Source organism: Streptomyces sp. NPDC055140, assembly GCF_053607285.1.
Genome location: NZ_JBSGTG010000007.1, coordinates 245,677 through 272,008, shown reverse-complemented (window position 1 = coordinate 272,008; position 26,332 = coordinate 245,677). Strand labels below are relative to the sequence as shown.

Genomic DNA, 26,332 nt, shown 5'->3' with positions numbered 1-26,332 from the left:
GGGCCAAGTGGGGGATGGTAGAGAACAGTCAGGGCACCTCGAAGAAGAGGCACTACGTCGGTGAGGGATGACGTGAGCGACAACTCTGTAGTACTGCGGTACGGCGATGGCGAGTACACCTACCCGGTGATCGACAGCACCGTCGGTGACAAGGGCTTCGACATCGGGAAGCTCCGGGCCCAGACCGGTCTGGTGACCCTCGACAGCGGATACGGCAACACCGCCGCCTATAAATCCGCGATCACCTATCTCGACGGTGAGCAGGGCATCCTTCGGTATCGCGGCTACCCGATCGAGCAGCTGGCCGAGCGTTCCACCTTCACCGAGGTGGCCTACCTGCTGATCAACGGCGAGCTTCCGACCGTCGACGAGCTCTCCACTTTCAAGAACGAGATCACCGGGCACACGCTGCTCCACGAGGACGTCAAGCGCTTCTTCGACGGCTTCCCGCGTGACGCCCACCCGATGGCGATGCTGTCCTCCGTGGTCAGCGCGCTGTCGACGTTCTACCAGGACAGTCACAACCCGTTCGACGAGCAGCAGCGCCACCTGTCGACGATCCGGCTGCTCGCCAAGCTGCCGACCATCGCGGCGTACGCGTACAAGAAGTCGATCGGCCACCCGTTCGTCTACCCGCGCAACGACCTCGGCTACGTCGAGAACTTCCTGCGTATGACGTTCTCCGTGCCGGCGCAGGAGTACGACCTCGACCCGGTCGTCGTCGCCGCGCTGGAAAAGCTGCTCATCCTGCACGCGGACCACGAGCAGAACTGTTCGACGTCCACCGTGCGTCTGGTCGGCTCCTCGCAGGCGAACATGTTCGCCTCGATCTCCGCCGGCATCTCCGCCCTGTGGGGCCCCCTGCACGGCGGCGCCAACCAGTCGGTCCTGGAGATGCTCGAGGGCATCCAGGCCAACGGCGGCGATGTCGACTCCTTCATCCGCAAGGTGAAGAACAAGGAGGACGGCGTCCGCCTGATGGGCTTCGGCCACCGGGTGTACAAGTCCTTCGACCCGCGCGCCAAGATCATCAAGGCCGCGGCGCACGATGTCCTCTCGGCCCTCGGCAAGGACGACGCGCTGCTGGACATCGCGCTCAAGCTGGAGGAGCACGCGCTCTCCGACGAGTACTTCGTCTCGCGCAACCTCTACCCGAACGTCGACTTCTACACGGGCCTCATCTACCGGGCCATGGGCTTCCCGACCGAGATGTTCACGGTCCTGTTCGCCCTCGGCCGGCTGCCGGGCTGGATCGCCCAGTGGCACGAGATGATCAAGGAGCCGGGATCGCGCATCGGCCGCCCGCGCCAGATCTACACCGGCGAGGTCCTGCGTGACTTCGTCCCCGTCGAGGCCCGCTGATCCTCGGCCGGGGGTCCGGGGGTTGTTCCCCGGGCCGGCACCGTACCGGCGAGGTCCTGCGTGACGTCGTCCCCGTCGAGGCCCGCTGAGGCCTCGCGCCGTGCACCTCGCGCTGCGTGACCGCACACCATGCAGCGCACCCCCCGCGTCGAGCGGGAGCAGAAGTGAAGAGAAAGCGGAAAGCGCCCCGCTGCCAGTCCCCCCACGGGCCGGCAGTCGGGGCGCCTTCCTTTGTCCCGGTGCGGATTCCCCCCACGGGATCCGTCCGGGCGTCTGCGGTGCGGTCTGCCGGGACGCGTACACGGGAGGGCCGCTCAAGCTCTCCGTGGCACGTGTCCCGGCCAACGCGGTCGGGTCCGTCCCCCAAGACGGCCCCGGTCAACACAGAAACGCCCCCCAAGACGTTCCTGCATCGCCTCCTTAGACTCACGAGAACCTCAAATGGTTACGTTCAGATCACTGTGATCTGCGTCTCCTGCATATGTCCTGATCGTGCGCAAGAGACCCCATATGTAGATCGAGGTTCGGACGTGAGAATGCTGCGGTTGTGATGTGAGGCGAATGTGAAGACCCCTTGATGATGGGCCAGACCAGGGGCGATGTGAAGTCCTTCCAGAAAAAGGGCCGTTCACCTTCAGGAAAACGTCCTCAGTCGAAGGCTGTTCGTCACCACGAACACGGACGAGAACGCCATCGCGGCGCCCGCGATCATCGGGTTCAGGAACCCGGCGGCGGCCAGCGGCAGCGCGGCCACGTTGTAGCCGAAGGCCCAGAAGAGGTTGCCCTTGATGGTGGCGAGGGTGCGGCGGGAGAGCCGGATCGCGTCGGCGGCCACGCGCAGGTCCGCGCGCACCAGCGTCAGGTCGCCCGCCTCGATCGCGGCGTCCGTGCCCGTGCCCATGGCGAGCCCCAGGTCGGCGGTGGCGAGCGCCGCCGCGTCGTTCACGCCGTCGCCGACCATCGCGACGGTGCGCCCTTCGGCCTTCAGGCGCCGGACGACATCGACCTTCTCCTGTGGCAGGACCTCCGCGTACACGGCGTCCTCGGCGATCCCGACGGCCCGCGCCACGGCCTCGGCGACGATCCGGTTGTCGCCGGTCAGGAGCACCGGCGTGAGGCCCAGCGCGCGCAGCTCGGCGACGGCCAGGGCGCTCGTCGGGCGGACCGCGTCGGCGACCGTGATGACACCCCGTGCCACGCCGTCCCACGCGACGGCGACGGCGGTGCGGCCCGCGGCCTCGGCGGCCGTCTTGGCGGCGGCGAGCGTGGGCGGCAGGGCGATGCCGTGCTCGGCGAGGAGGCGCTCCCGGCCGACCAGGACGTCGTGCCGGTCCACCACGCCGCGGACGCCGAGCCCGGCGAGCGCGGTGAAGCGGGTGACGGCGGGCAGCGTGCCGGCCCGGTCGGCGGCGCCCTCCGCGACGGCCCGGGCGACGGGGTGCTCGGAGGCGTGCTCCACGGCCCCGGCCAGCCGCAGCAGGGTCTTCTCCTCGACGCCCTCGGCGACGTACGCGTCCCGGAGCGTCATCCGGCCGGTCGTCACCGTGCCGGTCTTGTCGAGGACGACGGTGTCGACGCGGCGCGTGTTCTCCAGGACCTCGGGTCCCTTGATGAGGATGCCGAGCTGGGCGCCGCGGCCGGTGCCGACCATGAGCGCGGTGGGCGTCGCGAGGCCGAGCGAGCAGGGGCAGGCGATGATCAGGACGGCGACGGCCGAGGTGAACGCGGCGGTCACCTCACCGGTGGCGAGCAGCCAGCCGGCGAACGTGCCGAGCGCGATGACGAACACCACCGGCACGAACACGCCGGCGATCCGGTCGGCGAGGCGCTGCACCTCGGCCTTGCCGGTCTGCGCGTCCTCGACGAGGCGCGCCATGCGGGCGAGCTGGGTGTCGGCGCCGACGCGGGTCGCCTCGACGACGAGCCGGCCGCCGGCGTTCACGGTCGCGCCGGTCACGGCGTCGCCGACGGTCACGTCCACGGGCACGGACTCGCCGGTGAGCAGGGCGGCGTCGACGGCTGAGGCGCCCTCGACGACGGTGCCGTCGGTCGCGATCGTCTCGCCGGGCCGCACGACGAACCGGTCGCCCGGCCTCAGCCGCCCGACCGGCAGGCGCACTTCCGCGCCCGAGGCGTCCAGCACGGCGACGTCCTTGGCGCCGAGTTCGAGCAGGGCGCGCAGGGCGGTGCCGGCGCGGCGCTTGGAGCGGGCCTCCAGATAGCGGCCGAGCAGGATCAGGGTGACGACGCCCGCGGCGACTTCGAGGTAGATGGTGGAGGAGGCGTCGGTGCGGTCGACGGCGAACGTGAATCCGTGCCGCATCCCGCTCATCCCGGCGTCGCCCAGGAACAGGGCCCACAGCGACCAGCCGAACGCGGCGAGCGTCCCGACGGAGACGAGCGTGTCCATGGTGGCGGCGCCGTGCCGCGCGTTGGTCCAGGCGGCCCGGTGGAAGGGGAGTCCGCCCCAGACGGCGACGGGGGCGGCGAGCGTGAGGGAGAGCCACTGCCAGTTGTCGAACTGGAGGGCGGGCACCATCGCCAGCAGGACGACGGGCAGGGAGAGCAGCGCGCAGACGACGAGCCGCCGGCGCACGGGGGTGGTGGGGTCGGGCTCGGAACCGGTCCCGGTCCCGGCTTCCGTGCGGACCTCGGCCGGGGCTTCGTCGCCGGCTCCGTCCGGACGGTCCGCAGTGGCTTCGACCGGCTCCTCCCGGACCACCGGCTCCGCCGTGTACCCGAGCTTCCGCACCGTGGCGACCAGGTCGGCGACCTCGACCCCGGGCGCGTACGCCACCTTCGCCTTTTCGGTCGCGAGGTTGACCGTCGCCGTCACGCCGTCGAGGCGGTTGAGCTTCTTCTCGATACGGGCCGAGCAGGAGGCGCAGGTCATCCCGCCGACGGCGAGCTCCACTTCGGAGAGCGGCCCGGCCGTGGTGTCCGTGGGCGTGGTCATCGCGGTTCTTTCCAGGGGCGTACGGGACTACCGCCGAGCGTACGACCACGGGCGCCGGGCCGTGGTGGGCGGCCCGGCGCTTCCTGAGGTCTCAGGCCCTGCCGGCCAGCTCGTAGCCCGCCTCGTCGACGGCGGCCCGGACCTCCTCCTCGTCGAGGGGTGCCGCGGAGACCACGGTCACCTGTCCTGTGGAGGCCGCGGCCTTCACCGACATGACGCCCGCGAGCCCCGAGATCTCGTCCGACACCGCGCCCTCGCAGTGGCCGCAGGTCATGCCGGTCACCCGGTACACGGTGGTGACGGCTCCCTCGGCGCTCCCGGCGGCGTCCGAGTGGCACGAACCGCTGGGCGAGCAGCAGGAACCGGTCGACTCGGTGCCGATCTGGGGGAGCTCGGTCTGGGCGCTCATGTCGTTCTCCTTGTCGAAGGCCGCGTGCGTCCCGGTCTGCGCAGGCGTGCGGCGTACCGTGCGAGTGAGGCGCCGGGGCATCCCCGGGGTCTCCTGACACTCGCGACTGTATACCCCTAGGGGGTATTTCTCCAAGAGGGATCGCGGCGGGCGAGCGAACGTACCCAGGCGATCCCCGCGAGCGAGATGATCACGAGGCCGCCCACCGAGAAGAGCGTGAAGAGGTGCTTCTGGGTGTCGCTCGGCTGCGGGATGTAGCCCTCGGCGAAGAGCGAGAGGGGCAGGTCCGTGGCGGTGAGCCGGGCGACCATCCAGATCGCGATGCCGTGCATGGAGTCCCACAGAGCGTGCAGCAAGGAGACGCCCAGACAGGTGAGCACCACCGGCGACGCGAAGCGATAGCGCCCGTTCGGCTTGCGGAAGGCCAGCAGGACGGCGCCGGAGATCGCCGTCCACAGCCCGTGCCCGAACGGTGCGAGCAGCCCGCGCAGGGCCTCCGTCTCCAGGAGTGAGCGCAGGTCGATGCCCTGCATGCCGACGGCCGCGTTGAACGCGTAGCCCGCGCTCTCGAAGGCCGCGAAGCCGAAGCCGACGGACGCGCCGAGGACGAGTCCCGCCCGCAGCCCGCGCACCCGCGGCTGTGTGCGCAGCACGTAGATCAGGGCGGCGAGCTTGACCGCCTCCTCGATCAGGCCGACCCCGACGAACATCCACAGCGAGGGGTGCAACAGGCAGTACTCCATGACCGAGGCGCCGAGCACCCCGAGGATGCCGCCGACGACGAAGCAGCCGAGCATCAGGCTCACGCCCAGGTCGCGCGCGTGACGCTCGTACGCCCACAGCACGAAGGCGCCCGGGACGAGGAAGCTGCCGAGCAGGATCAGCGTCGGCAGCAGTGTGGTGTTCCTGGTCGCGTAGGTGACGACGGCGGTCAGGGCCCATAGGGCGAGTCCTCCCCACAGCCAGTGCTTCCACAGTCCCGCCCGGATCCGCGGCACGGACGACGGGGGCCGCTTGGGGCCGGGGATGCGGGCTCGGGGCGCGCCGGGGGGCTGTGCTTGAGTCACGGCAATTCCCTCTGAGTGGGGGAGATTTGTGACGGAGTTTACGTATATACGTGTTTTGTCGCACCGTGAGTTGGTGCGGGGGCAGGGTCCCGGTGTCCGGGCCGGGGGCTACGTTCGTCCGGTCGGGTGACCGTCAGGGTCTGTCGTTCGGTGGAAGTGAGGCGCGAGGGCGATGCGGGCTGTGGTGTTCGAGAAGTTCGGGGAGCGGGCAGAGGTGCGGGAGGTGCCCGATCCGGTGCCGGCGCCGCACGGCGTGGTCGTGCGGGTCGAGGCGACGGGCCTGTGCCGCAGCGACTGGCACGGCTGGATGGGCCATGACGCGGACATCCGCCTGCCGCACGTCCCCGGGCATGAACTCGCCGGAGTGGTCGAGGCGGTGGGCGCCGATGTCCTGGACCGGCGGCCGGGCGACCGTGTCACGGTCCCGTTCGTGTGCGCCTGCGGCACCTGTGCCTCCTGCGCGGCCGGCGACCACCAGGTGTGCGAGCGCCAGACGCAGCCCGGCTTCACGCACTGGGGCTCCTTCGCCGAGTACGTCGCCCTGGACCACGCCGCCGTGAACCTGGTGGACGTGCCGGACGAGCTGTCGTTCTCGACGGCGGCGGGTCTCGGCTGCCGTTTCGCGACCGCGTTCCGCGCCGTGGTCGCGCAGGGCCGGGTCGCCGCCGGGGAGTGGGTCGCCGTGCACGGGTGCGGCGGCGTCGGTCTGTCCGCCGTGATGATCGCGGCGGCGAGTGGTGCGCGGGTCGTCGCGGTCGACGTCTCGCCCGCCGCGCTGGACCTCGCCCGCACCTTCGGCGCCGCCCACTGCCTGAACGCCTCCGAGGTGCCCGATGTGGCCGCTGCCGTGCAGGAGTTGACCGGCGGCGGGGCGCACCTGTCGCTCGACGCACTCGGCTCACCGGTCACGTGTGCCGCCTCGGTGGGCGGGCTGCGGCGCCGGGGCCGCCATGTGCAGGTCGGCCTGCTGCCGCAGGACCCGGTTGTGCCCATGGGCCGGGTGATCGGCCTCGAACTCGAACTCCTCGGCAGCCACGGGATGGCCGCGCACGCCTATCCGCGGATGCTGGAGATGGTCCGCGCCGGGGTCCTGCGGCCGGACCTCCTGGTCACCTCCACGATCGCGCTGGACGCGGCACCCGCGGCGCTCGAGGCGATGGGGACGACGCCCGGCGCGGGCGTGACGATCATCGAGCCGCGGGCCTGAAAGGAATCCGGGGTGCCGTGCCGGGCCCCGTGCCGCGCGCGCTGCACGCCCGACTGCTGCTCCAGGAACCGCAGTTGATGCTTCTTTCCATGGTGCGCGAGGGCGGCGGGGCGACGCCGTACCTCTCCTCGGAGTCGGAGTCGGAGTCGGAGCCTGCGCCACGTCCGTCGCTCACGCGCCGGGTCCCGTTCGGCTAGGGGCGCCGGGGCCGCCCCTGATGCTCCGCCCACTCCGGGGCGAGGACCGACATCAGCGTCGAGTCGTGCCACTGGCCGTCGCGCAGTACCGACTGCCGGGCCACGCCCTCCTCGACGAAGCCCACCTTCTCGTAGACGCGGCGGGCCCGGTGGTTGTGGCTGAAGAGGTCCAGGGCGATGCGGTGCAGGCCCAGGCGCTCGAAGCCGTGGCCGACGATGAGGCGGACCGCCTCCGTGCCGAGGCCCCGGCCGCGGCCCTCGGGGCCGACGAGCGTGCGGAACGTGCAGCTGCGGTGCTCCGGGTCCCAGTCGAACAGGACGACCTCACCGACGAGTCGGCCGGTGGCGCGATCGGTCACCGCGAGGTCGAGGCGGTCGTCCTGGGCACTGCGTGAGCCGTACCAGGAGCGCAGGAAGTCCACGGTGAGCTCGTTCGACGGGTCGCCGGTGAAGTGGCGGACCTCCGGGTCGTCGATGATCTCGGCCATCGTGTCCGCGTCGGCGGCGGTGAACGGCCGCAGGACGGTTTTCTCGCCGGTCAGTACCGGCTTGACGGAGAAGCCGGCCGCCAGGGGTTCTTGGGTCATCCGGGGATTGTCCGAAGGGGCGGCCGCGCGGGGCAATCGAATAACGGGTGCGCCGCCCGGCACGGTGGCATGCGTGCGGGGCGGCGCCGGTGCGAGGAGGGCGGTGGTCACTGCTTGAGGCCACGGTTGCGGGGCCGGGAGGCGACCCAGGCGCGGACGGTGTCCGCGTACCAGTACGGCTTTCCCGACTCCACGTGGTCGGGCGGGGGCAGGAGACCGTGCTTGCGGTACGAGCGCACGGTGCCCGGCTGGACCCGGATGTGCGCGGCGATGTCCTTGTACGACCAGAGCCTTCGGTCGGTCATCTGTGGCTCCTTGCTGCGGGTGCCGCAGCGGCGGCTCGGGGTGGCCGTCGGGGGAGCTGCGGCGCGAACGCTGGCGATCAGTCAGCCTGTGCCCGGACAACGACCCGCCCGGAGCGGAGGCGAGGGGCTGTCGTCGGGGTGTGACGCAAGACCCGCGTATACGGGACATGTGTGACAGGAAAGGGGTGTTTGTGACGCGAGTGACGCATTGGCGGCACATGGAGGGCGCGTACGCGGGCGTGACCGTTCGTCCGGTGGCGCCGTCCTCCTACACCCCGCACGACCTCAGATAACCCCTGGTGCGGCGGGCGATGGGCAGCGGACGGTCCGGCTCGCACGGGTACATGTCCTGCTCGACGATCGCGAAGAGGTCGACGTCCAGGCGCTGCGCGGCCGCGATGACTGGTTCCAACGCGGGCTCCCCGGCCGGGGGTTCGCACATCACGCCGCGCGCGACGGCGGGTCCGAACGGGATCCCGCCCGCGCGGACCTCGGCGAGCACGGCCGGGTCGACCTGCTTGAGGTGGAGGTAGCCGATGCGCTCGCCGTACGTCTCGATGAGCTTGACGCTGTCGCCGCCGCAGTACGCGTAGTGGCCCGTGTCGAGGCAGAGGGAGACGAGGTCCTGGTCCGTGGAGTCGAGGAAGCGGGCGACGTTCTCCTCGCTGTCGATGTGCGTGTCGGCGTGCGGGTGGACGACGGTCCGCAGGCCGTACCGCTCGCGGACCTCGTGGGCGAGCCGCTCGGTCTGGGTGGTCAGGTCGCGCCACTGCGCCGCCGTGAGCGAGGAGTCCTCGATGACCTCGCCCGTCTTGTCGTCGCGCCAGAACGCGGGAATGACGACGAGATGCCCGGCGCCGGTCGCGCGCGTGAGTTCGGCGATGGCCGAGACGTGCTCCCACGTCGCGTCCCAGACGCCGGGGCCGCGGTGCAGGCCCGTGAAGACCGTGCCGGCGGAGACCTTCAGGCCGCGCCGGCCCGTCTCTTCTGCGAGCACGTCCGGGTCCGTGGGCAGATAGCCGTACGGGCCGAGCTCGATCCACTCGTAGCCCGCTTCGGTGACCTCGTCGAGAAAGCGCCGCCAGGGGACCTGGCGGGGGTCGTCGGGGAACCACACGCCCCAGGAGTCGGGTGCCGAGCCGATGCGGATGCGGGGCGTCGTCATGGAGCCAGCCTTCAGGGCGCCGGAGACGGGTGTCAAGACGTGGTCCGAATGTCCGGACAAAATGTTGACAGGGTCTTGGGGCAGGGCTAGACCTGAGCCTGAGACCGCCGAAGGGGCGCGCGCCCCGCCGAAGGGAATCCGTATGCAGCCCAGTCCCGGCGAGCCGTACGACCTGATCACCATGGGCCGGATCGGCGTGGACCTCTATCCGTTGCAGACGGGTGTGCCGCTGGCGGAGGTGGACACGTTCGGCAAGTTCCTGGGCGGATCGTCGTCGAACGTCGCGGTGGCGGCGGCCCGGCTCGGGCGCCGCACGGCGACGGTCACCCGCACCGGGGCGGACCCCTTCGGGCAGTATCTGCACCGCCAGCTGCGGGAGTTCGGCGTCGACGACCGCTGGGTCACCCCCGTGCCGGGCCTGCCGACGCCCGTCACGTTCTGCGAGGTCTTCCCGCCGGACGACTTCCCCCTCTACTTCTACCGCCTGCCCAAGGCGCCCGATCTGGAGATCCACCCCGCCGAGCTCGACCTGGACGCCATCAGGGCGGCCCGGGTCTTCTGGATGACGGGCACCGGGCTGAGCGAGGAGCCGAGCCGCTCGGCGACCCTGGCCGCGCTGGCGCACCGGGCGAAGGCGGGCATCACCGTCTTCGACCTCGACTGGCGGCCGATGTTCTGGGAGGACCCGGAGCAGGCGAGGCCCCACTACGCCGAGGCCCTGCGCCACACCACCGTCGCCGTCGGCAACGTCGACGAGGTCGAGATCGCCACCGGCGAGCGCGAACCGGCCGCGGCGGCACGGGCGTTGCTCGCCGCCGGGGTACGCCTCGCCGTCGTCAAACAGGGCCCCAAGGGCGTACTCGCCATGGCCGCGGACGGCAGTTGCGCGGAGGTTCCGCCGCTGCCCGTCGACGTCCTGAACGGGCTCGGCGCGGGCGACGCGTTCGGTGGCGCCCTGTGCCACGGACTGCTCGCCGAACGGGAGCTGGAGGAAGTCATGCGGTTCGCGAACGCGGCGGGCGCGATCGTCGCGTCCCGTCTGGAGTGCTCGTCGGCGATGCCCACCACCGAAGAGGTAGAGGCCGCACTCACGGCGGGAGAGGTCCGATGAGCCGGGCGGGCCGGGTCGGCGGGAGCAGCCCGGGACACGTTCCGGCGCGGGGCGGCCGGGACGTGAGCGTCGATCCTCTGAAGCTGGTGCGGTTGCGGGCCCACCATCCCGAGGCTGTAGCCGAGGCGGCGGCGCGGCGGCCGCGCAGGCCGCTGATCGCGCACGAGGCCGGGCGCCTCCTGATCGTCGCCGCCGACCACCCCGCGCGCGGCGCCCTCGCCGTGGGGGAGCGGCCCTTCGCCATGGCCGACCGCGCCGACCTCCTCGGACGGCTCTGCCTCGCCCTGTCGCGGCCGGGCGTCGACGGGGTCCTCGCCACCGCCGACATCCTCGACGACCTGCTTCTGCTCGGCGCGCTCGACGGCAAGGTCGTCCTCGGCTCCATGAACCGCGGCGGGCTCGCCGGGGCCTCCTTCGAACTCGACGACCGGTTCACCGGACACCGGCCCGCGGACCTGCACCGGCTGCGGTTCGACGCCGGCAAGCTGCTCCTTCGTATCGACTACGACGACCCGGGATCGCTGCGCACCATGGAGTCCGCGGCCCGCGCCGTCGACGAGATGGCCGAGCTGCGTCTGCCCGTGTTCGTCGAGCCGTTCCTGTGCCGCCGTGACCCGGCGAGCGGGACCCTGCGCAGCGACCTGAGCGCCGAGGCCGTCACCACGTCCATCGCCATCGCCTCCGGCCTCGGCGGCAGCTCCGCGTACACCTGGCTCAAGGTGCCCGTCACCGACAACCCCGACGACATGGCGCGCGTCATGGAGACCTCGACGCTGCCCGCGGTGCTGCTCGGCGGCGATGTGGGTGACGACCAGGACGCGGCGTACGAGAAATGGCGGCACGCGCTCCAACTGCCCACCGTGCAGGGTCTGGTGGTGGGGCGCTCGCTGCTCTACCCGGCCGATGGCGACGTGGCGGGCGCGGTCGACAGCGCCGCGTCGCTGCTGTAGGAGGGGACGGTGACGAACGACAGGGACCTCATGAACCCGTACCTGCCCCGGGGGAGCGCCGCCGACGGGCCCTACGCCCTGGCCGTCGGCCCGGAGCGGGCCGGCTGGTCCCGCGCGGGGCTGCGAGTGATCGAACTGAGGCCCGGACAAACCCACGATATGGACACCGGCGAGAGTGAATGGATTGTGCTGCCCCTGACAGGTGGTTGCACGGTGCGCACGGGAGGCCGGATCATCGAACTGCTGGGCCGGGAGAGCGTGTTCGGCGGGGTCAGCGACTTCGCGTACGTGCCCCGCGACGCCCATGCGCAGATCGCCTCCGGCGCGGGAGGCCGCTTCGCCCTGGCAGGAGCGAAGTGCGAGCGTCAGCTCCCCGCCCGCTACGGCCCCGCGCCGGAGGTTCCCGTCGAGCACCGTGGCTCCGGCACCAGCGCCCGCCAGGTGCGCAACTTCGCGTCCGCCGACGCCTTCGAGTGCGACCAGCTCATCGCCGTGGAAGTGATCACGCCCGGCGGGAACTGGTCCTCGTACCCGCCCCACAAGCACGACGAGCACCGGCCGGGCGTCGAGACCGAGCTGGAGGAGATCTACTACTTCGAGATCGAGGGGCCCGGCGGGTACGGGTACCAGCGTGTCTCGCCGTCCAGGCCCGGCGGTACCGACCTGCTCGCCGAGGTCCGTACGGGCGACGCGGTCCTCGTCCCCGACGGGTGGCACGGCCCGTCGATCGCGCAGCCGGGACACACGATGTACTACCTGAACGTGATGGCGGGACCGGGCGAGGAGCGGGAGTGGCGGATCTGCTTCCACCCCGATCACCTGACGGAGGGATACCGATGACGCGGCTCACCACAGCACAGGCGCTCGTGCGGTTCCTGTCCCGGCAGTACACCGAGCGCGACGGCGAGCGGCGCCGCCTGATCGACGCGACCTGGGGCATCTTCGGGCACGGCAACGTCGCCGGGATCGGCCAGGCCCTCCTGGAGTACGCCGACGACATGCCGTACCACCAGGGCCGCAACGAACAGGCCATGGTGCACGCGGCCGTCGGCTTCGCCCGGCAGAGCGGCCGGCTCGCCGCGCAGGCCGTGACGACGTCCATCGGGCCCGGCGCCACCAACCTCGTCACCGGCGCCGCCCTCGCCACCATCAACCACCTGCCCGTCCTGCTGCTGCCCGGCGACACCTTCGCGACCCGGCCCGCGGACCCCGTGCTCCAGCAGCTCGAAGTCCCCTACGCGGGCGATGTGTCGGTCAACGACTGTCTGCGCCCCGTCTCCAGGTACTTCGACCGGATCACCCGGCCCGAGGCCCTGATCCCCGCGGCCCTCGCCGCGATGCGCGTCCTCGCCGACCCGGTCGACACGGGCGCGGTCACCCTCGCGCTGCCGCAGGACGTACAGGCCGAGGCGTACGACTGGCCCGACGCCTTCTTCGGCGAGCGGGTGTGGGGCGTGCGCAGGCCCGCGCCCGACCCGCGCGAGCTGGACGAGGCCGTCCGCGCGGTGCGCGCCGCCCGCAGGCCGCTGCTCGTCGCGGGCGGCGGCGTCCACCACAGCCGGGCCGAGGAGGCGCTGAAGGAGTTCGCGGACGCGACCGGGATCCCGGTCGCCTCCACCCAGGCCGGCAAGGGCTCCCTGCGCTGGGACCATCCGGCGGACGTCGGCGGCATCGGCCACACCGGCACCGCGACCGCGAACGAACTCGCCCGCACCGCCGACCTCGTCATCGGCGTCGGCACCCGCTACACCGACTTCACGACCGCGTCCGGCACCCTCTTCGGTTCCGGCAGCGTGCGCTTCCTCAACCTCAACATCGCGGCCTTCGACAGCCACAAGATGGCGGCGGCCCTGCCCCTGGTCGCGGACGCCCGCACCGGCCTGGAGGGGCTCACGGCCGGGCTCCGCGGCCACCGCGCGGAGCCCTCGTACGTCATGGAGTACATGGACGACAAGGAGCGCTGGGAGTACCGCGTCGACGCCTGCTTCACGGCCGACGACGACCTGGTGCACCCCACCCAGCCCCAGGTGCTCGGCGCGCTCGACGAACTCGTCACCGAGGACGACATCCTGATCAACGCGGCCGGTTCGCTCCCCGGCGACCTGCACAAACTGTGGCGCACCCGGTCCCGCGACCAGTACCACGTCGAGTACGGCTACTCCTGCATGGGCTACGAGATCCCGGCCGCGATCGGGGTCGCGCTCGCCGCGCCGGGCCGGCCCGTGTGGGCGCTTGTCGGCGACGGCACGTATCTGATGATGCCGACCGAGATCGTCACCGCCGTCCAGGAGAACATCCCGGTCAAAGTGGTCCTCCTGCAGAACCACGGGTACGCGTCCATCGGCGGGCTCTCGGCCTCCGTGGGCGGTGAGGGGTTCGGTACGGGCTACCGCTTCCCGGCCGCCGACGGCACGTACACGGGCGCCCCGCTGCCCGTCGACCTCGCGACGAACGCGGCCAGCCTCGGCATGACGGTGCTGCGCGCGAAAACCGTCCGTGATCTGCGGGAAGCCCTCGCGGCGGCGCGTGCGGCGGACCGTCCCACATGTGTCTACGTGGAGACCGAAACGGCAGACACAGTGTCGGGCGCGCCCCCCGCGCAGGCGTGGTGGGATGTGCCCGTGGCCGAGACAGCGACCCGACCGTCGGCGGTCAAGGCCCGCGAGGAGTACGACCGGCACGTCACCGCTCGGCGCCGCCGGCTGTGAACGCATGCGAAACACCCGAAACACCCGTAGGACCCCAAAGGAGCTTGCCCTCATGACGACCGACGTCAAGACCGTCAACCACTGGATCGGCGGGAAGACCGTCGAGGGTGTCTCGGGCAATTTCGGCCCGGTCACCGACCCCGCGACCGGCGCTGTCACGACGCAGGTCGCCTTCGCCGACGTCGACGAGGTCGACGCCGCGGTCGCCTCGGCCAAGGCCGCGTACGCGACGTGGGGCACCTCGTCCCTCGCCAAGCGCACCGCGATCCTCTTCAAGTTCCGCGCGCTGCTCGACGCCAACCGCGACGCGATCGCCGAGCTGATCACCGCCGAGCACGGCAAGGTCCACTCGGACGCGCTCGGCGAGGTCGCCCGCGGCCTGGAGATCGTGGAGCTGGCCTGCGGCATCACCGTGCAGCTGAAGGGCGAGCTGTCCACCGAGGTCGCCTCGCGCGTCGACGTGTCGTCGATCCGCCAGCCGCTCGGCGTCGTCGCAGGCATCACGCCGTTCAACTTCCCGGCCATGGTCCCGATGTGGATGTTCCCGCTCGCCATCGCGTGCGGCAACACCTTCGTGCTGAAGCCGTCGGAGAAGGACCCGTCGGCGTCCATGAAGATCGCCGAGCTGCTCTCCGAGGCCGGTCTGCCCGACGGCGTCTTCAACGTCCTGCACGGCGACAAGGTCGCCGTGGACCGCCTCCTGGAGCACCCGGACGTCGCGGCCGTCTCCTTCGTGGGCTCGACCCCGATCGCCCGCCACATCCACACCACGGCCTCCGCCAACGGCAAGCGCGTGCAGGCGCTCGGCGGCGCGAAGAACCACATGCTGGTTCTGCCCGACGCCGACCTGGACGCCGCCGCCGACGCCGCGGTCTCCGCCGCGTACGGCTCCGCGGGCGAGCGCTGCATGGCCATCTCGGCCGTCGTGGCCGTGAGCTCCGTCGCCGACGAGCTCGTCGCGAAGATCAAGGACCGCGCCGAGAAGATCAAGATCGGCCCCGGCAACGACCCGACCTCGGAGATGGGCCCGCTCATCACCGCCGCGCACCGCGACAAGGTGGCGTCCTACGTCACCGGCGCCGCGGCCGAGGGCTGCGAGGTCGTCCTCGACGGCACCGGCTACACGGTCGAGGGCCACGAGAACGGCCACTGGATCGGCCTCTCCCTGCTCGACCGCGTCCCCACGACCGCCAAGGCCTACCAGGACGAGATCTTCGGCCCGGTGCTCTGCGTACTGCGCGTCGACACGTACGAGGAGGGCGTGGCGCTCATGAACGCCTCGCCGTTCGGCAACGGCACCGCGATCTTCACCCGGGACGGCGGCGCCGCCCGCCGCTTCCAGCTGGAGATCGAGGCGGGCATGGTCGGCGTCAACGTGCCGATCCCGGTGCCGGTGGGCTACCACTCCTTCGGTGGCTGGAAGGACTCGCTCTTCGGCGACCACCACATCTACGGCAACGACGGCACGCACTTCTACACCCGCGGCAAGGTCGTCACGACGCGCTGGCCCGACCCGTCCGACGCCCCCGCGGGCGTGGACCTGGGCTTCCCGCGCAACCACTGAGGTCCCGGCAGCACCAGGTGCCCCGGCCGCCGCACAGCGCGGCCGGGGCACCTCTGTGTGTGCCCGGGGCGCCGGGGGAGTGTCCGGAGTGCGGACGAATTCAGACGGACTTCGGAGCGAGGGCTGCGGTTCCCGTACGTAGGGGATGTATCGGATGTCCCAGACGGCACGGTCTATTCACCTGGGAAAGCAAGGTCATTAATCCGGTAGGCCTGATGGAATGCACTTACTGCGGCGAACCGGCTTGGAAGTGACCGCAGTTGGATCAAGCGTCCAGTGCGGAATCCGCAGCTAAACGGCCGTTGACGTTCCGGATTTCGCACGGTGCAATGACGCGCCGGGAGTGGACGAACAACCCCCCATCGCGACAGCCCTTCGGAGGCGATAGCGCTCCCGGCCCGAGTATCAGCAACATCTGCCGCACGAGTCGATCGGAACCGCTCCCCCATGTCCGACACGCTTCGCACAAGCCCCACGACCGTCACCGAGGAGCCCCTCGCGCCCCTCGGCAACACGGCCAGTCCCCAGAAGCTCAAGCGTTCCATCGGCGTCGTCGGCGGCACCCTGCTCACGCTCTCGTGCGTGACACCAGCCTCCACGCTCTTCGTGGTCGTCCCCGACCTGTTCTCCTCGCTCGGCACCGCCACCGCGCTCACCATCGCGATCGGCTCGCTGCTCTGCATAGCCGTCGCGTTCTGCTACTCGGAACTGGGCACCCTCATCCCCAGCGCGGGCGGCGAGTACGCCATGGTGTCGACGCTCGCGGGCCGCCTCGCCGGCTGGCTCGTCTTCGTGCTCTCGCTGCTCGTCGTCATGATCGTGCCGCCCGTCATCGCGATGGGCACCGCGGACTACCTCGCCCCGCTCGTGCACCTGCCCGCCGCCGGCGCCGGCGCGGGCGTCATGCTCCTCGCCACCCTCGCGGGCCTGCTCGACCTGCGCGCCAACGCCTGGATCACCGGCATCTTCCTCGTCCTCGAGGTCATCGCGGCCGGAGTCGTCGCCGTCCTCGGCTTCGCCCACTCCGAGCGCGGCGCCGGCTCCCTCGTCGACCTGCACGTCTCCGGGGCGGGCGGCCACACCGACACCGTCACCGCGATGCTGATCATCTCCGGGCTCGCCATCGCCCTCTTCATCACGCAGGGCTTCTCGACCGCGGTCTACCTCTCCGAGGAGCTGGAGAACCCGCGCCGCAACGTGGCCCGCACGGTACTCGCGACCCTCGCCATCTCCACCGTGGTCATCCTGGTGCCTGTCGTCGCCATCACCATGGGCGCACCCGACCTCGCCGCCCTCAGCAGCGGCGACATCAGCGGCATGGTCGAGGCCTGGTCCAACTCCGCCGTGGGTACGTTCGTCAGCCTCTGCGTCGCCCTCGCGATCATCAACGCGGGCATCGTCATGGTCATCCAGAACTCCCGCGTCCTGTTCGCCTCCGCCCGCGACAAGTCCTGGCCCGAGCCGGTCAACAACGCGCTCTCCAAGCTCGGCCGCTTCGGCTCCCCGTGGGTCGCGACCCTCGTCGTGGGCGTGCCCGGCGCGGCCCTCTGCTTCGTCAACCTCGACACCCTGTACGGCGTGACCGGCGTCTCCGTCACCGGCATGTACCTCCTGGTCGCCGTGGCCGCGCTGCTCGCCCGCCGCGGCTCCCACCGCGACCAGCCGGCCTGGCGCATGCCGCTGTGGCCCGCGGTGCCGGTGGTCCTGATCGCCGTACTCGCCTACATCCTCAGCCAGCAGGAGGTCTCCTACCTGCTGTGGACCGGCGGCATCACCGCCGCCGCCACCCTCTACTGGGCGTTCTACCTGCGGCCGCGCAAGGACACCCGCTGGCTGGTGTCGATCCCCGAGGACGAGCAGGCCTGAGCGTCAGCCCCGCCCTGGGCGGCGCGGGTCCGTCGAACAGGGGCCCGGCGGCGGTCGGTTCGTCGACGGTGCGCGCACGGCGGATGCCGGATTTCTACATGACGCTTCGTACCACGAGCGGTGTACACGGGGGCGGGACCCTACTCCCCAGGGAGGTCCGCCGGTTCAGCCCGGGGGCTGCCCCCGTTGTCGGCGGTCGCCCGTACCGTTGACGCATGGATCTACGACTGACCGGTCCGCGGGCCAGGCCGCGGCGGTGGGCGGCTGCCGCCGCGGCCGTCGTGGTGCTCGCGGGCGCCGGTACGTGGACGGCCGCGGCCGCCTCGGACGACGCGCCCCCCGTGCAGCGCCGCGACACGGTGATGGACACGGGCGGAGCCAGGATCGACACGTCGTACTTCACGACGCCCGGATCCGGGCGCCGCCCCGCCGTCCTGCTCGCCCACGGCTTCGGCGGCAGCAAGGACGAGCTGCGCGCCCAGGCCGAGGGCCTCGCCCGCGACGGATACGCCGTGTTGACCTGGTCTGCGCGCGGCTTCGGCCACTCCACGGGCAAGATCGGGCTCAACGACCCGAAGGGCGAGGTCGCCGACGCGTCCAGGCTCATCGACTGGCTGGCGAAGCGACCCGAGGTGCAGCTCGACAAGAAGGGCGACCCGCGCGTCGGCGTCACCGGCGCCTCGTACGGCGGCGCGGTCTCGCTGCTCGCCGCCGGGTACGACGACCGGGTCGACGCCATCGCCCCGCAGATCACGTACTGGAACCTCGCCGACGCACTGTTCCCCCAGGGCGTCTACAAGAAGCTCTGGGCCGGGCTCTTCATCAACACCGGCGGCGGCTGCGACCGGTTCGAGCCGCAGCTGTGCCGCATGTACGAGCGGGTCGCCGAGGCCGGGAAGCCGGACGCCGCGGCCCGCGCACTTCTCGAGGAGCGCTCGCCGATCGCTGTCGGCCAGCGCATCAAGGTGCCCACGCTCCTGATGCAGGGCCAGACGGACTCCCTGTTCCCGCTCGGCCAGGCCGACGCGGCCGCCAAGGCGATCCGGGCCAACGGCGCGCCTGTCGACGTCGACTGGATCGCGGGCGGTCACGACGGCGGCGACCGCGAGACGGGGCGCGTCGAAGCCCGCGTCGACTCCTGGTTCGACCGCTATCTGAAGGACGACAAGGCGGCCGACACCGGCCCCGCCTTCCGCGTCACCCGCACCGGAGGCATCGACTCCACCGACGGCGCCGCCCAGCTGCGCGGCGCGAGCAGCGACACGTACCCGGGCCTCGCGAACGACCCGCGGCGCGTGGCGCTGACCGGGCGCGAGCAGCGCGTCGACAACCCCGCAGGGGCCAGCCCGCCCGCCATCTCGAACCTGCCGGGGCTCGGCGGCGGCGGTGGCGGACTCGGCCAGCTCTCCTCGCTCGGCGTCGGTCTCTCCCTCGACTTCCCCGGGCAGTTCGCCCACTTCGAGTCGGCGCCCCTGCGCGACGACCTGCACATCACGGGGTCCCCGAAGGTGACGGTGCACGTCGCGTCCGACAGCGACGACGCCGTCCTGTTCGGCAAGGTGTACGACGTCGCGCCCGGCGGCGGGTCCCAGCCGGTCCTGCCCTCCCAACTCGCCTCGCCCGTACGGGTGGTGGGCTCCGGAACCAGCGGTGGCAAGGACGTCACCCTCACGCTCCCCGCCATCGACCACGAAGTGCAGAAGGGCCACCGGCTGCGTCTCGTCCTGTCCTCCACGGACCTCGGCTACGCGTCCCCGACGCACCCCGCCACGTACACCGTCTCCCTCAAGAGCGACCTGTCCGTGCCCACCGCACCCGCCGTGCGCACGGCCGCCGCGCCGCTGCCCGCCTGGGTGTGGTGGCTGCCCCTCGCCGGAGTCCTGGCGGCGCTCGCCCTGCTGCTCACCGGGCGCCGCCGCGCGAGCGCGGGAGCCCCCGACCCGGACCTCGCCGAAGTTCCGCTCCAGATCACCGGCCTGAGCAAGAAGTACGCGAAGTCCGCCGACCGGTACGCGGTCCGTGACCTGTCCTTCCGCGTGGAGAAGGGCCAGGTCCTCGGTCTCCTCGGGCCGAACGGCGCGGGCAAGACCACGACCCTGCGCATGCTGATGGGCCTCATCAGGCCCGACGGCGGCGAGATCCGCGTCTTCGGGCACGCCATCAGGCCGGGCGCGCCCGTCCTGTCGCGGGTCGGCGCGTTCGTCGAGGGCGCGGGCTTCCTGCCGCACCTGTCCGGCCAGGAGAACCTGGAGCTGTACTGGGCGGCCACCGGCCGCCCCGCCGAGGACGCCCACCTGGACGAGGCCCTGGAGATCGCCGGACTCGGCGATGCCCTGGCCCGCGCCGTGCGCACCTACTCGCAGGGCATGCGCCAGCGGCTCGCCATCGCGCAGGCCATGCTGGGCCTGCCCGACCTCCTCATCCTCGATGAGCCGACGAACGGACTCGACCCGCCCCAGATCCGCGAGATGCGCGAGGTGATGATCCGGTACGCGGCCGCGGGCCGCACGGTCATCGTCTCCAGCCATCTCCTCGCCGAGGTCGAGCAGACCTGCACGCACCTGGTGGTCATGGACCGCGGCCGCCTGGTGCAGGCGGGGCCGGTCGCCGACATCATCGGCTCCGGCGACACCCTCCTGGTCGGGCTCGCGGCGGACATCTCCGACGCGCTGGTGGAGAAGGTGGAGGCACTGCCCGACGTGGAGTCGGCGGCCCGCGCGGACGGCGGACTCCTGGTCCGGCTCGCCGCCCCGGCGCACGCGGGCGTCCCGGCGACGGTTCCGGCGTTTCCCGCGGCGGTCGCCACGCAGAGCGCCCCGGCGGCACCCGAGGACCCGGCGGAGTCCGCGGCCCTCATGCCTCCCGCGGCCGACCGGGAGATGGCCGCCGCCAGGCTCCTGGCCGAGCTGGTCCGGCTCGACGTGCCGGTCGCCTCGCTCGGCCCGCACCGCCGCCTCGAAGACGCGTTCCTGACCCTGATCGGAGGCGAAGCCGGATGACCGCGCTCGTCGAGTCCACCGAGGTGGCGCCCGGATACCGCGCGCGCCGCACCCTGCCCCTGCGGGTCGAGGCCGTACGCCAGCTGAAGCGGCGGCGCACGCTCGTCATGGGCGCCGTCCTCGCCCTGCTGCCGTTCGTCCTGGTCGTCGCGTTCGCCATCGGCGGCGACCCGGGCGCGCGCAACGGCCGGGTGACGCTGATGGACACCGCCACCGCGTCCGGAGCCAACTTCGCCGCGACGTGCCTGTTCGTGTCGGCCGGGTTCCTGCTCGTGATCCCCGTGGCCCTGTTCTGCGGCGACACGGTCGCCTCCGAGGCCGGCTGGTCCAGCCTGCGCTACCTCCTCGCGGCGCCGGTGCCCCGCGCCCGCCTCCTGTGGAGCAAGCTCACCGTCGCGCTCGCCCTCAGCCTCGCCGCGATGGTCCTGCTGCCCGTCGTCGCCCTCGCGGTCGGTACGGCCGCGTACGGCTGGGGCCCGCTGGAGATCCCGACCGGCGGCGCGCTCACCGCGGGCACCGCGGCGCAGCGGCTGATCGTCGTGATCGCGTACATCTTCGTGTCCCAACTGGTCACCGCCGGGCTCGCGTTCTGGCTGTCGACGAAGACCGACGCGCCGCTCGGCGCGGTCGGCGGCGCGGTCGGGCTCACCATCGTGGGCAATGTGCTCGACGCGGTGACGGCGCTCGGCGACTGGCGCGACTTCCTGCCCGCGCACTGGCAGTTCGCGTGGGCGGACGCCATCCAGCCGCGCCCGGAGTGGGGCGGCATGATCCAGGGGACGGCCGTCTCGGTAACGTACGCCGTCATCCTGTTCGCCCTGGCCTTCAGGGGTTTCCGGCGCAAGGACATCGTCTCGTAGGTCTCCGGAGGATCACCCTCCGGCCTCGGCGGGCCCCCTCCGTAGCCGCATCGAGATTCATCCGCAACGCCTCCGACTGCTCGTTCCGGCCGTCTCGGACGTCACATTCACAAGTGCTGACGCACGATCGGCGAACCGAGGGGGCACGGATGAGGCCTGACAGCGAGCACCGGGCAGGGGACCGCGACCGTACGCGGGCATCGGCGCGGGCGCGAAGGCGGCCACGGGCGCGGACACGGGCGCGGGCGGTCGGCCTGCTCGCGGCGGCGCTCGTGGGCGGGCTCCTCGTCACCGGGTGCGGCGGCGGGAGCGACGGCTCCTCGGCGCACGGCGGCAAGGCGCAGGGCACGGGCCCCCTGCCCGCGCCCGCCCCGGCCCGCCCGTCCGCACCGGTGACGCCCGCGCCGGGCACCGAGGCCGACGGCGAGCAGCGCGACATCGCGCCGACCCCGTCCCCGACGCCCGCGGACTACCTCTCCACGTTCGCCCTCGACGTCGACACCGCGTCGTACGGCTACGCCCGCCGCACCCTCGCCGACGGGCGCCTGCCCGACCCGAAGACCGTGCGGCCCGAGGAGTTCATCAACAGCTTCCGCCAGGACTACCCGCGCCCTGAGGGCAACGGCTTCTCGGTGACGGCCGACGGGGCCCGCACCGGCGACGAGGGCTGGTCCTTCCTCCGGGTCGGCCTCGCCACCGGCCCGGCGGCCCCGGCCTCGCAGCGCCCGCCCGCCGCGCTCACCTTCGTCATCGACGTCTCCGGCTCCATGGCCGAACCCGGCAGGCTCGACCTGGTCAAGCAGTCCCTCGGCGTCATGACGGACCAACTGCGCTCCGACGACTCACTCGCACTCGTCACCTTCAGCGACACGGCCGAGACGGTGCTGCCGATGACCCGCGTCGGCGGCGGCCGGGGACGGGTCCACGACGCGATCGACAGCCTGGAGCCGCTGTCCTCCACGAACCTCGACGCGGGCGTGCGCACCGGCTATGACACCGCGGTCGAGGGCGCGCGCCCCGGCGCCACCAACCGCGTCGTCCTCCTCTCCGACGCGCTCGCCAACACCGGTGAGACCGACGCCGACGCGATCCTCGACCGGATCTCCGACGCCCGCCGCGAGCACGGCATCACGCTGTTCGGCGTAGGAGTCGGCAGCGAGTACGGCGACGCCCTGATGGAGCGCCTCGCCGACAAGGGCGACGGCCACACGACGTATGTCTCCACCCCCGAGGAGGCCCGGAAAGTCTTCTGCGACGAGCTGCCGCAGAACATCGAACTGCGCGCCCGTGAGGCCAAGGCGCAGGTCGCCTTCGACCCGCAGACCGTGCAGCGGTTCCGGCTCATCGGCTACGACGACCGGCAGGTCGCCGACGACGACTACCGCAACGACCGCGTGGACGGCGGCGAGGTCGGCCCCGGCCACACCGTGACCGCGCTGTACGCGGTACGGCTGCGCCCGGGCGCGAGCGGCCACGTCGCGACGGCGGGCGTGCGCTGGCTGGACCCCGACACGCGAGCCCCGCACGAGGAGACGACCCAGATCGAGGCGTCCGCGCTGGACACGGACGTATGGCGCTCGAAGCAAGGACTCCAACTCGCGGCCACGGCCGCCTACTTCGCCGACGCCCTGCGTCAGGGCGCACTCCCAGGAGCCCCCACGCTGCCCCAACTCGCCTCACACGCGGACAAGTTGGCCCGCTCGACGGAGGACAAGGACGTGCGGCAGCTCGCGGAAGCGATACGAAGGGCCGACGAACTACAGATCTGATTCGCGTGTCCGAGTTCCGCGCGTATGGGAGAAGCTGTCATTTCGCCCTGTAAGTTCTGGGTGAATATCGAGACAGGGTCATTGGCCGCCGAATGGGTCGGCGTAAATTCTGTGTGAATGGCTGTTCAGTTCCTGAAGGGTGATGAGAATTGGACTCAGGCGTAACTGATCGAGTTCTCATCCAATTTGGTCATTCCGGGGCCGGCGCCCGCGTAATGTTTTCCGTGTCGAAGCCGAACAGGGCTTACGGCAAACGGAAAAGCTTCACCGAGAAAGGGACAACCCTCATGAGCTTCCACAAGGTCGCCCCCGTCAAGAAGACCCGCAAGCCCGGCGCGAAGCCGGCCGCCGCACACCAGCCGGCGCCCAAGCCGAAGCACCAGCCCCGCCGCCGTCCGGTCGGCAACAAGGCCGGCAAGGACTGCTGAACCGTGCCGTCGAGGCGGGCCCCCGGCGTGTGCCGAGGGCCCGCCTCGGCCGTGTTCCCGGTCAGGGCCGGGAGAGTTGAGAAAGTCGGAGACGTCGGAGGGGTTGGGGGAGTTGGTGGAGCGTAGAAGCACGGGTGCTCGTCAGGCGTTCCGGCGTTTCTGGCCCTTGACGCGTGGTGACCGCAGATGGCTGGTCCTGATCATTGTCTGCGTCGTGGTCGCCGCGCTTGCCGAGACAGCCTCGATCCTGATTTTCGCGCATCTCACCGACCACGCGCTGGCCGCGGGATCGCTCTCCGCATTCTGGGTGCCCGCCGCGCAGTGGCTCGGTGTCGCCGTGATCGGCGCCGCGGTCGGGTATGCCGGAAACTCGCTCGCTGTATGGACCGCGGAGCGGTTCGTCCTGCGGCTGCGCGCCGGTGTGTTCCGTCATGTGCAGGGACTGCCCCCGCACTTCTTCCAGAAGCACCGGCAGGGCGATCTCGTCGAGCGGCTCACCGGTGATGTCGAGGCCATCGAACAGATGGTGGTGTCCGGCGTGGTCGGCACCGTTTCCGCGTTGTTCTCCACCGTTTTCTACGCGGCCGCCGCCCTCTGGCTTCGCTGGGACCTCGCCCTCGTCACCTTCCTGCTCGCCCCTCTCTTCCTCGTCGCCGCCCGCCGCTTCGCCGGCCGCATCAGGTCCGCGGCCCGTGACGAGCGCACCGCCGACGGCGCCATCACCTCCGTCGTCGAGGAGTCCCTCGGCAATGTCGTCCTCACCCAGGCCTACAACCTGCGCCGGGACGAGGAACGCCGGCTCGACCGGGAGGCCCGTGCGTGGATGCGCGCCTCCGTGCGCGGCGCCCGCGCGAGCGAGCTGTACGAGCAGTTCGTCGAGGTCGTCGAGACGCTGTGCGTGCTGGCCGTCATCGGATTCGGCGCCTGGGAGATCGCCGCGGGCCGTATGACGCTCGGCGATCTGCTCGCCTTCGCGGCTTTCATCGGTTACCTCTATCCGCCGATCCGCAACCTCGGGCAGCTGGGCCTCACGCTCACCGCCGCCACGGCCGGAGCGGAACGGATCCAGGAGGTCCTGGACGCCGAGCCCGCCGTGACCGACCCCGTCTCACCCCGGCCGGCCTGGCCCGTGCACGGCCGCATCAGCCTCGAGGGCGTCTCCTTCCGCTACCCGGACGCTCCCGCGGAATCGCTGACAGACGTGTCACTGACCGCCGAGCCCGGCGAACTCGTCCTGATCACAGGGGAAAGCGGAGCAGGCAAGTCGACCCTCTCCAAGCTGCTGCTGCGCTTCTACGACCCGACGGCGGGGACCGTACGCCTCGACGGGGTGCCGCTCACCGACGTACCGCTGGAGTTCCTTCGCGAGAACGTGGCCCTGCTGCCCCAGGAGACCCTGATCCTGCACGGCACCATCCGCGAGAACATCGCCTGCGGCCTTCCGGGCGCCGGCGAGCGGGAGATCCGGCAGGCCGCACGGGAGGCGGCCGCCCACGAGTTCATCACCGGCCTGCCCGAGGGCTACGACACCCGGATCGCCCCGGGCACCGCCGCCCTCTCCGGCGGTCAGCTGCAGCGCATCGCGATCGCCCGTGCCATGCTGCGCGGCGCCCCCGTCCTCGTTCTCGACGAGCCGACCGCCGGACTCGACGCGCTGGCCACACGACGCGTGGTGCAGCCGCTGCGCCGGCTGATGGCGGGCCGTACGACCATCGTGATCACCCATGATCTGGCGCTTGCGCCGGACGCGGACCGCATTCTCGTCGTGGACCGCGGCCGTCTCGTGGAGTGCGGCACGCACAGGGAACTCCTCGCCCGGGGCGGGGCGTATGCGCGACTGCGCAGCGCCTAGCCCTAGGGGAGCGCCGCTCCCCGAGCCGTAACCCACAGTTCGTACCACTCCTCGTGGGTGAGTTCGGGGTCGCGGCGGGCGGCGTCGCGGCAGGCTCGGATGCGGGTGGGGTTCGCCGTGCCGATGACCGGGGCGATGCGGGCCGGGTGACGCTGGAGCCACCACAGGATGATCGTCTCCGGGGTGGTGTGCTTCTTCTCGGCCAGGGCCGTGACCAGCTGGGCCGTGGCGTATTCGGCGGGGGTCGCCTCGCGGCCGGTGTAGCTGCCCTGGGCGAGCGGGCCCCACGCCTGGAGGCGGATCCCGTGGGTGGCGCAGTGTTCCAGGGTGCCGAGCGGGAAGCCGTTCGTGGCGGCCTCGGGCGTGTTCACCAGGACTCCGGCCTCCACCCAGTCCCGGCTCTTCAGGCTCATCTCCAGCTGGTTGGCGACGAGTGGGAAGTCCAGGTGGGACTGGAGGTGGGCGATCTGGTGGGCGTTCATGTTGGAGACGCCGAAGCTCCTCACGAGGCCCTGCTCCTGGAGCGAGGTGAGTGCCTTGGCCACTTCGGCCGGGTCCGCCAGTGGGTCGGGGCGGTGCAGCAGCAGGACGTCGACGTGGTCGGTCCGCAGCCGGGTCAGGCTCTCCTCGACGCACCGCACGATGCGGGCGCCGCGCAGGTCGTACACCCCGGGGCGGTCGCCGTCGGCGAGGCGGATCCCGCACTTGGTCTGTACGGTGATGCGCTCGCGCAGCCCGGGCGTCCGGGCGAGCACCTCGCCGAACACGGCCTCGGCCTTGCCGTCGCGGTAGATGTCGGCGTGGTCGAACGCGGTGATGCCGCTGTCGAGGGCCGCCTGTACGGCGGCCTCGGCGGCGTCGATGTCGGCGGCCTTGTAGGGCGCGGAGTCCCAACTCCCGCCCAGCCCCATGCATCCGTAGATCAGCCGGTCCTGGTCGGTGTGCGCGTGCGGTGTCGTGGTCACCCCGG

At 71.6% G+C, this 26,332-nt stretch carries 21 protein-coding genes; 14 read left to right on the top strand and 7 right to left on the bottom strand.

Annotated elements, in window-relative coordinates:
* Positions 1–72 precede the first annotated feature (72 nt).
* A complete protein-coding gene (locus ACWFR4_RS16665) occupies positions 73–1,362 on the top strand; it encodes a citrate synthase (RefSeq protein WP_326712911.1) in 1,290 nt (429 codons plus the stop codon).
* Positions 1,363–1,996: 634 nt separating this feature from the next.
* Here the strand turns inward: ACWFR4_RS16665 and ACWFR4_RS16660 are convergent.
* The 3 genes from ACWFR4_RS16660 to ACWFR4_RS16650 form a co-directional block, all read right to left on the bottom strand.
* Positions 1,997–4,318, bottom strand: a complete 2,322-nt coding sequence (locus ACWFR4_RS16660; RefSeq protein ID WP_453653034.1) for a heavy metal translocating P-type ATPase — start codon at positions 4,316–4,318, stop codon at positions 1,997–1,999.
* Between the two features lie 91 nt (positions 4,319–4,409).
* Positions 4,410–4,727 carry a heavy-metal-associated domain-containing protein gene (locus ACWFR4_RS16655; protein ID WP_453461598.1) on the bottom strand — a complete coding sequence of 106 codons (318 nt, stop codon included), beginning with the start codon at positions 4,725–4,727 and terminating at the stop codon, positions 4,410–4,412.
* 116 nt (positions 4,728–4,843) lie between these two features.
* Complete coding sequence (locus ACWFR4_RS16650) at positions 4,844–5,794, bottom strand: PrsW family intramembrane metalloprotease (protein ID WP_453653032.1); 951 nt, start codon at positions 5,792–5,794, stop codon at positions 4,844–4,846.
* 172 nt (positions 5,795–5,966) lie between these two features.
* Between ACWFR4_RS16650 and ACWFR4_RS16645 the strand changes: the two genes are divergently transcribed.
* Both ACWFR4_RS16645 and ACWFR4_RS16640 read left to right on the top strand, forming a co-directional pair.
* Positions 5,967–7,001 carry a zinc-dependent alcohol dehydrogenase family protein gene (locus tag ACWFR4_RS16645; protein WP_453653030.1) on the top strand — a complete coding sequence of 345 codons (1,035 nt, stop codon included), beginning with the start codon at positions 5,967–5,969 and terminating at the stop codon, positions 6,999–7,001.
* A 17-nt stretch (positions 7,002–7,018) separates the two neighbouring features.
* Complete coding sequence (locus ACWFR4_RS16640) at positions 7,019–7,198, top strand: hypothetical protein (RefSeq protein ID WP_453653028.1); 180 nt, start codon at positions 7,019–7,021, stop codon at positions 7,196–7,198.
* On the opposite strand, the gene ACWFR4_RS16635 is transcribed toward ACWFR4_RS16640, so the two are convergent.
* From ACWFR4_RS16635 to ACWFR4_RS16625, 3 genes are all read right to left on the bottom strand, one after another.
* Entirely contained in the window at positions 7,195–7,785 is a 591-nt protein-coding gene (locus tag ACWFR4_RS16635) for a GNAT family N-acetyltransferase (protein ID WP_453461588.1), read from the bottom strand. The genes ACWFR4_RS16640 and ACWFR4_RS16635 overlap by 4 nt on opposite strands.
* Before the next feature lie 107 nt (positions 7,786–7,892).
* Positions 7,893–8,090, bottom strand: coding sequence for a helix-turn-helix transcriptional regulator (locus tag ACWFR4_RS16630; protein WP_453461585.1), 198 nt, complete (start codon positions 8,088–8,090; stop codon positions 7,893–7,895).
* Between the two features lie 268 nt (positions 8,091–8,358).
* Positions 8,359–9,255 (bottom strand): sugar phosphate isomerase/epimerase family protein, encoded by an 897-nt coding sequence (locus ACWFR4_RS16625; protein WP_453461582.1) that lies wholly within the window; start codon positions 9,253–9,255, stop codon positions 8,359–8,361.
* 142 nt (positions 9,256–9,397) lie between these two features.
* On the opposite strand from ACWFR4_RS16625, the gene iolC reads away from it, so the two are divergent.
* The 11 genes from iolC (at position 9,398) to ACWFR4_RS16570 (ending at position 25,362) form a co-directional block, all read left to right on the top strand.
* Entirely contained in the window at positions 9,398–10,366 is a 969-nt protein-coding gene (gene iolC / locus ACWFR4_RS16620) for a 5-dehydro-2-deoxygluconokinase (protein ID WP_453461579.1), read from the top strand.
* A gap of 62 nt (positions 10,367–10,428) precedes the next feature.
* Positions 10,429–11,316 (top strand): Cgl0159 family (beta/alpha)8-fold protein, encoded by an 888-nt coding sequence (locus tag ACWFR4_RS16615; RefSeq protein WP_453461576.1) that lies wholly within the window; start codon positions 10,429–10,431, stop codon positions 11,314–11,316.
* 30 nt (positions 11,317–11,346) lie between these two features.
* Positions 11,347–12,156 (top strand): 5-deoxy-glucuronate isomerase, encoded by an 810-nt coding sequence (gene iolB, locus ACWFR4_RS16610; protein ID WP_453653079.1) that lies wholly within the window; start codon positions 11,347–11,349, stop codon positions 12,154–12,156.
* Positions 12,153–14,024: a 3D-(3,5/4)-trihydroxycyclohexane-1,2-dione acylhydrolase (decyclizing) gene (iolD, locus tag ACWFR4_RS16605; RefSeq protein WP_453461573.1), complete on the top strand. Its 1,872-nt coding sequence runs from the start codon at positions 12,153–12,155 to the stop codon at positions 14,022–14,024. The genes iolB and iolD overlap by 4 nt, the downstream gene beginning before the upstream one ends.
* Positions 14,025–14,076: 52 nt before the next feature.
* Positions 14,077–15,588, top strand: a complete 1,512-nt coding sequence (mmsA, locus tag ACWFR4_RS16600; protein WP_453461570.1) for a CoA-acylating methylmalonate-semialdehyde dehydrogenase — start codon at positions 14,077–14,079, stop codon at positions 15,586–15,588.
* Between the two features lie 447 nt (positions 15,589–16,035).
* Positions 16,036–17,454, top strand: coding sequence for an APC family permease (locus ACWFR4_RS16595; protein ID WP_453468530.1), 1,419 nt, complete (start codon positions 16,036–16,038; stop codon positions 17,452–17,454).
* 215 nt (positions 17,455–17,669) lie between these two features.
* Positions 17,670–20,453 carry an alpha/beta fold hydrolase gene (locus ACWFR4_RS16590; protein WP_453653026.1) on the top strand — a complete coding sequence of 928 codons (2,784 nt, stop codon included), beginning with the start codon at positions 17,670–17,672 and terminating at the stop codon, positions 20,451–20,453.
* A complete protein-coding gene (locus ACWFR4_RS16585) occupies positions 20,450–21,313 on the top strand; it encodes an ABC transporter permease (RefSeq protein ID WP_376256351.1) in 864 nt (287 codons plus the stop codon). The genes ACWFR4_RS16590 and ACWFR4_RS16585 overlap by 4 nt, the downstream gene beginning before the upstream one ends.
* Before the next feature lie 149 nt (positions 21,314–21,462).
* The gene (locus tag ACWFR4_RS16580; protein ID WP_453468528.1) at positions 21,463–23,082 is read left to right on the top strand and encodes a YfbK domain-containing protein; all 1,620 of its coding nucleotides are present in this window, start codon (positions 21,463–21,465) and stop codon (positions 23,080–23,082) included.
* Positions 23,083–23,369: 287 nt separating this feature from the next.
* Positions 23,370–23,510 (top strand): hypothetical protein, encoded by a 141-nt coding sequence (locus tag ACWFR4_RS16575; protein ID WP_375982887.1) that lies wholly within the window; start codon positions 23,370–23,372, stop codon positions 23,508–23,510.
* 166 nt (positions 23,511–23,676) lie between these two features.
* Positions 23,677–25,362 (top strand): ABC transporter ATP-binding protein, encoded by a 1,686-nt coding sequence (locus tag ACWFR4_RS16570; RefSeq protein ID WP_453653024.1) that lies wholly within the window; start codon positions 23,677–23,679, stop codon positions 25,360–25,362.
* Positions 25,363–25,364: 2 nt separating this feature from the next.
* Here ACWFR4_RS16570 and ACWFR4_RS16565 read toward each other — a convergent pair whose 3' ends face one another.
* The gene (locus ACWFR4_RS16565; RefSeq protein ID WP_453467991.1) at positions 25,365–26,327 is read right to left on the bottom strand and encodes an aldo/keto reductase; all 963 of its coding nucleotides are present in this window, start codon (positions 26,325–26,327) and stop codon (positions 25,365–25,367) included.
* Between the last annotated feature and the right edge of the window lie 5 nt (positions 26,328–26,332).

What these genes read in the sequence shown, in the direction of transcription:
- ACWFR4_RS16660 (WP_453653034.1), bottom strand. Translation starts at nt 4,318, where the DNA reads ATGACCACGCCCACGGACACCACGGCCGGGCCGCTCTCCGAAGTGGAG.
- ACWFR4_RS16655 (WP_453461598.1), bottom strand. Translation starts at nt 4,727, where the DNA reads ATGAGCGCCCAGACCGAGCTCCCCCAGATCGGCACCGAGTCGACCGGT.
- ACWFR4_RS16645 (WP_453653030.1), top strand. Translation starts at nt 5,967, where the DNA reads ATGCGGGCTGTGGTGTTCGAGAAGTTCGGGGAGCGGGCAGAGGTGCGG.
- ACWFR4_RS16635 (WP_453461588.1), bottom strand. Translation starts at nt 7,785, where the DNA reads ATGACCCAAGAACCCCTGGCGGCCGGCTTCTCCGTCAAGCCGGTACTG.
- ACWFR4_RS16630 (WP_453461585.1), bottom strand. Translation starts at nt 8,090, where the DNA reads ATGACCGACCGAAGGCTCTGGTCGTACAAGGACATCGCCGCGCACATC.
- ACWFR4_RS16625 (WP_453461582.1), bottom strand. Translation starts at nt 9,255, where the DNA reads ATGACGACGCCCCGCATCCGCATCGGCTCGGCACCCGACTCCTGGGGC.
- iolC (WP_453461579.1), top strand. Translation starts at nt 9,398, where the DNA reads ATGCAGCCCAGTCCCGGCGAGCCGTACGACCTGATCACCATGGGCCGG.
- iolB (WP_453653079.1), top strand. Translation starts at nt 11,347, where the DNA reads ATGAACCCGTACCTGCCCCGGGGGAGCGCCGCCGACGGGCCCTACGCC.
- iolD (WP_453461573.1), top strand. Translation starts at nt 12,153, where the DNA reads ATGACGCGGCTCACCACAGCACAGGCGCTCGTGCGGTTCCTGTCCCGG.
- mmsA (WP_453461570.1), top strand. Translation starts at nt 14,077, where the DNA reads ATGACGACCGACGTCAAGACCGTCAACCACTGGATCGGCGGGAAGACC.
- ACWFR4_RS16595 (WP_453468530.1), top strand. Translation starts at nt 16,036, where the DNA reads ATGTCCGACACGCTTCGCACAAGCCCCACGACCGTCACCGAGGAGCCC.
- ACWFR4_RS16590 (WP_453653026.1), top strand. Translation starts at nt 17,670, where the DNA reads ATGGATCTACGACTGACCGGTCCGCGGGCCAGGCCGCGGCGGTGGGCG.
- ACWFR4_RS16585 (WP_376256351.1), top strand. Translation starts at nt 20,450, where the DNA reads ATGACCGCGCTCGTCGAGTCCACCGAGGTGGCGCCCGGATACCGCGCG.
- ACWFR4_RS16580 (WP_453468528.1), top strand. Translation starts at nt 21,463, where the DNA reads ATGAGGCCTGACAGCGAGCACCGGGCAGGGGACCGCGACCGTACGCGG.
- ACWFR4_RS16575 (WP_375982887.1), top strand. Translation starts at nt 23,370, where the DNA reads ATGAGCTTCCACAAGGTCGCCCCCGTCAAGAAGACCCGCAAGCCCGGC.